Genomic DNA, 3,906 nt, shown 5'->3' on the forward strand with positions numbered 1-3,906 from the left:
GACAGCCATTACAATTAAAAATTTAGCCGCTTTACAATCAAAAATCACCTTTGGGCTTACTGCTACTTCTGGCAATAACGACTTAGTAAATCAAATTTCGGCCTTTTTTAAAATGCCTAATAGTACTTTAAAGTTAGATCATAACTTGCGACAACAATTAACAGCCGCCCGGATTGAATCTAATCAGGCTCTTAAAGATTTTCAATTATTAAATGACATCGTCCAACAATTAGCTGGTACATATAATAATATCTTAAATAATGATACAAATGATGTCATGCGTTATTTGACCGTATATTCGTTAATTTTGACAATCCCATCCATTGTCGTGGGATTTTATGGTATGAACATGTCCTTGCCCCTAACCCAAGGTAGATGGGCTTGGATTTACGCAGTAATTATTAGTGTAGTGTTAATTCTTGTCTTAATTATCGATATGATTCGGCGTCATTTCCTATAAGTAGGATGTCCCCAATATTGGAACAAGTCCGTTCTTAAAGCACCGTTATATAATTTACGGCGTTTGGTAGCTTTTTTTCCATAAAATTTTTCAAACTCTAAATCACTAGAGAGATAATACTTGCTCCAAGTGGATAATTTTTCAAAATTTTGCCCCATTTGTTGATAAAGTTGTCGAGCTTGGGTTTGAGCCTGCATTCGTTTACCATATGGAGGGTTGGCAATTAAAAAGCCATTATCATTAGTTAATTGTAAATCCTTAACAGCAATCTGCTTAAATTGAATATCATGCAAGACCCCAGCTTGATAAGCATTAAGTTTTGCAATGTCAATCATGGAACCATCAATATCACTGGCTTGAATTTGTAAATCACCGCTAGGTAAGATCTGCTGTTGAGCTTGTGTGCGTGCTGTAGTCAAAATTTGCTCATCAAACCAAGGGAATTTTTCAAAGGCAAAATGCCGCTTTAAACCGGGGGCAATGTTGCGTCCAATCAAAGCAGCTTCAATGGCGATAGTGCCCGATCCGGTTGTAGGATCGCAAAAAGGATCACTTGCCCGCCAAGGGGTTAATAAGACTAATGCAGCTCCAAAGTTTTCTTTAAGAGGTGCACCACCATGTTCCTGCCGGTAACCCCGCTTAAATAAAGATTCGCCTGTTGTATCAAGTGTCAATTCCGCCTGATTCTTAACTAAACGGATTTCGATTTGAAAGATGGAACCACTTTCGGGCAGCCAGCCACGACGATGATAAACAGTCGTCATTTTATCGACAATTGCTTTTTTTGTTAAGGCTTGAATATCCGGAACAGAATGTAATTGAGATTTAACACTGCGCCCTTTGACAGGAAAAGCAGCATCAAGGGGCAACCAGCGATCCCAATCAACAGCTTTCACTTCTTCAAATAAATCATCGAAATTTAAGGCTTCAAATTCTTTTAAAACAATTTTAATACGATCCCCACTTCGTAACCATAAATTGGTTTTGACGATATCCTCTAATCCACCTTCAAAGTAGGCTTTGCCATTTTCAATTTGAACTTGATAACCCAAATTCTGAAGTTCTTTTTTAGTTATTGCCTCAAAGCCGCTAGCCATGGTTGCTAATAATTTCATATTTATCTCCTTTTTAATAAAAAAAGGGTGGACACAAGTCCACCCTTTTGGCATGCAGATTTCTATAAGCCACGTTCTGTTCCAACAGTTACGCCACTAACTGCCTTCAGTAATCATCTATCTACACAAAAGTGTTTTCGACGTGAGTTTGTTTCCCCGTGTCGAAACTCCCCTACCAAAGTTTGGGTTTCCTGCTCGTGGGGTTTACCCGTTCCAAACTTTTGTTTCCAAAAGTATGCGTTTCTGTGGCACTTTCAGGCTACTATTGCTTAGTCAAAAGACCTTAGCAAGTTGGCCGCCGTCATCTGGATAACCAGATTCTCCAGCTTCTTGGGCTGAACGCGAACACTATAAGCATTGCAGCTTATGCCGGCGTGGACTTTCCTCAGCTTGCAGTAGCAAACCGCGATTACTCAAAACCTGCACTTAATATCATACTCTATTAAGCCTTAAATTGCTAGACTTTCTCATCATCTTGATTTAATTGTTCATTTGTACTAACAACTGGCCGCCGAGTATCATTGGATACTGATGTCATTATTTTATTATTTGTATTTGCTGAAGTCTGACCAAATACATGCCGTTCTAAATTCGAAAGGCGTTTTAAAATATCATAATAAGTTGTACCAGGTACAGGTGCATCGGAAGAATCATTAGTAGCATTCACAGATGCGGTTGTTACTTCAACTGCAGATTTTTCTGAAGGCGTTGTAACTGCCGCTGATCTAAGTGCACTATTACTATCTAATTGTTCAATCAAACGCTTATTTTCCGCTTTTAGATCAGTAATCATTTTATCATAAGTTTCATAATCTTGAATAATTTCATCTAAAAACGCATCTACTTCTTGGCCGTTATATCCTTTTAAAGCAGTTTTAAAACGTTTCTCAACAATTTGCTTTGGATCTAATTTAATCTCTTTCATTCATAACACCCCTATCATACTCTTTTATTATAACAAAAACTGACTAGTGCTTTAGCATAAATTAATAATTTTAATATTTTTTAAACATCAGTTTGGGAATCGACAAAATCTTGTAAATCATACATATCGATTATTTGAAGACCATAGTCATGATGTTGTTGATATTTTTGAATTGCCCGATATTCAAACTGGCTTTTTCCTGGATATTCCACATCATAGACTAATAAGCACGCATCAGTATGCTGCAGCATAAAATTTTGCCAGTTAGTAAATTGGCTGGGATGAACATAATCATTTTGACTCACACTATTATAATACGTTGCTTTGGTCAGAGTTTTCGCCAGGCGTTGCTGATTTTTTTCACTCCAATTTTTGGACATATTATTAAAGGGTAGCATAACTGCAGTTTGTAAATTATAGTCTTTAAATATTGATTGACCTGCTATTTCAATGGCATATTGTTCAATCCCCAATTGGCCGCCAGTGAGAATCCATTCGAGGCCTTGATCGCAATAATTTTGTAAAATTTGGCTTAAATAGTCTTCAATAATTTTCTTTTTAGGATCATCATCTTGGAAAATTCCTAGCTCATACGAACGATACCCACTAATCCAGAGATTTTTAATGTTTTCCATAAATCATCTTTCTTGTCTATTTCAGAACCATGATATAATATTCAACAGCTAGGAGGTAATAAATTGATTAAATATCCCCAAGGAATTAAGTCAGCCGCAGTTATGTCTTCTGCCTCCAAACGTCCGGTTATTTTTGGAGATCGGGGCATGACTTTAGAGCAAGAAATTAATGAGAGTAATATTTATTATCGTAATCACCAATTAGCTGTAATTTATAAAAAGCCCACGCCGATTCAAATTGTTAAAGTTGATTATCCTAAACGCAGCCGTGCTGTAATTAAAGAAGCCTATTTCCGCCAGGCTTCAACGACAGACTACAATGGGGTTTATCAAGGGCATTATATTGATTTTGAGGCTAAAGAAACACGTCACAAAACTTCTTTTCCCTTGAGCAATTTTCATGAGCATCAAATTCAACATTTGGCTAATTGTCTAAAACAGCAAGGTATTTGTTTCGTGATTATTAAATTCGTTACTCTTCAGCGTTATTTCGTTTTACCAGCTGAGCCACTGATTAATTTTTGGCAACAAGCAGGCCAAGGTGGCAAAAAATCATTACCTTTAAATTTCATTGAACAGAATTCATTTGAAATTCATGCGGGTTATAATCCGGTTTTACCCTACTTAGAGGTTTGTTACCGCCTAATCCATTCCACAGGAGAAAATCATGGCTAATTCACGTGTTGAAAAGTATCATCGCTCCAAAAAAAGTTCTCGTCCCGCTCATCGCGGTATAAAATACTTTTTTAGTATTGCAACAGCTTTAATTAT

Annotated in this window: 5 protein-coding genes and 1 other RNA gene; 2 read left to right on the plus strand and 4 right to left on the minus strand. The window is 36.8% G+C overall.

The window, feature by feature from the left end:
* A partial coding sequence (locus EQ827_RS08090; RefSeq protein WP_309109356.1) for a CorA family divalent cation transporter occupies nt 1-460 on the plus strand: 460 nt, incomplete at its 5' end.
* Here the strand turns inward: EQ827_RS08090 and EQ827_RS08095 are convergent.
* The 4 genes from EQ827_RS08095 to EQ827_RS08110 all read right to left on the minus strand — a co-directional run bounded on the left by EQ827_RS08095 (nt 448) and on the right by EQ827_RS08110 (nt 3,135).
* Nucleotides 448-1,581, minus strand: a complete 1,134-nt coding sequence (locus tag EQ827_RS08095; protein WP_181190486.1) for a THUMP domain-containing class I SAM-dependent RNA methyltransferase — start codon at nt 1,579-1,581, stop codon at nt 448-450. The two genes, EQ827_RS08090 and EQ827_RS08095, sit on opposite strands and share 13 nt — an antisense overlap.
* Before the next feature lie 54 nt (nt 1,582-1,635).
* Nucleotides 1,636-1,996: RNase P RNA component class B (rnpB, locus tag EQ827_RS08100), an RNA gene on the minus strand.
* 36 nt (nt 1,997-2,032) lie between these two features.
* Nucleotides 2,033-2,500 (minus strand): cell division regulator GpsB, encoded by a 468-nt coding sequence (gene gpsB / locus EQ827_RS08105; RefSeq protein WP_181190483.1) that lies wholly within the window; start codon nt 2,498-2,500, stop codon nt 2,033-2,035.
* Between the two features lie 80 nt (nt 2,501-2,580).
* Entirely contained in the window at nt 2,581-3,135 is a 555-nt protein-coding gene (locus EQ827_RS08110; protein WP_181190484.1) for an SLOG family protein, read from the minus strand.
* A 63-nt stretch (nt 3,136-3,198) separates the two neighbouring features.
* Between EQ827_RS08110 and recU the strand changes: the two genes are divergently transcribed.
* Complete coding sequence (gene recU, locus EQ827_RS08115) at nt 3,199-3,810, plus strand: Holliday junction resolvase RecU (protein ID WP_181190485.1); 612 nt, start codon at nt 3,199-3,201, stop codon at nt 3,808-3,810.
* Nucleotides 3,811-3,906 lie beyond the last annotated feature (96 nt).

The sequence above is a fragment of the Bombilactobacillus bombi genome (genome assembly GCF_013607485.1).
Lineage (GTDB): Bacteria > Bacillota > Bacilli > Lactobacillales > Lactobacillaceae > Bombilactobacillus > Bombilactobacillus bombi_A.

What these genes read in the sequence shown, in the direction of transcription:
- EQ827_RS08110 (WP_181190484.1), bottom strand. Translation starts at nt 3,135, where the DNA reads ATGGAAAACATTAAAAATCTCTGGATTAGTGGGTATCGTTCGTATGAG.
- gpsB (WP_181190483.1), bottom strand. Translation starts at nt 2,500, where the DNA reads ATGAAAGAGATTAAATTAGATCCAAAGCAAATTGTTGAGAAACGTTTT.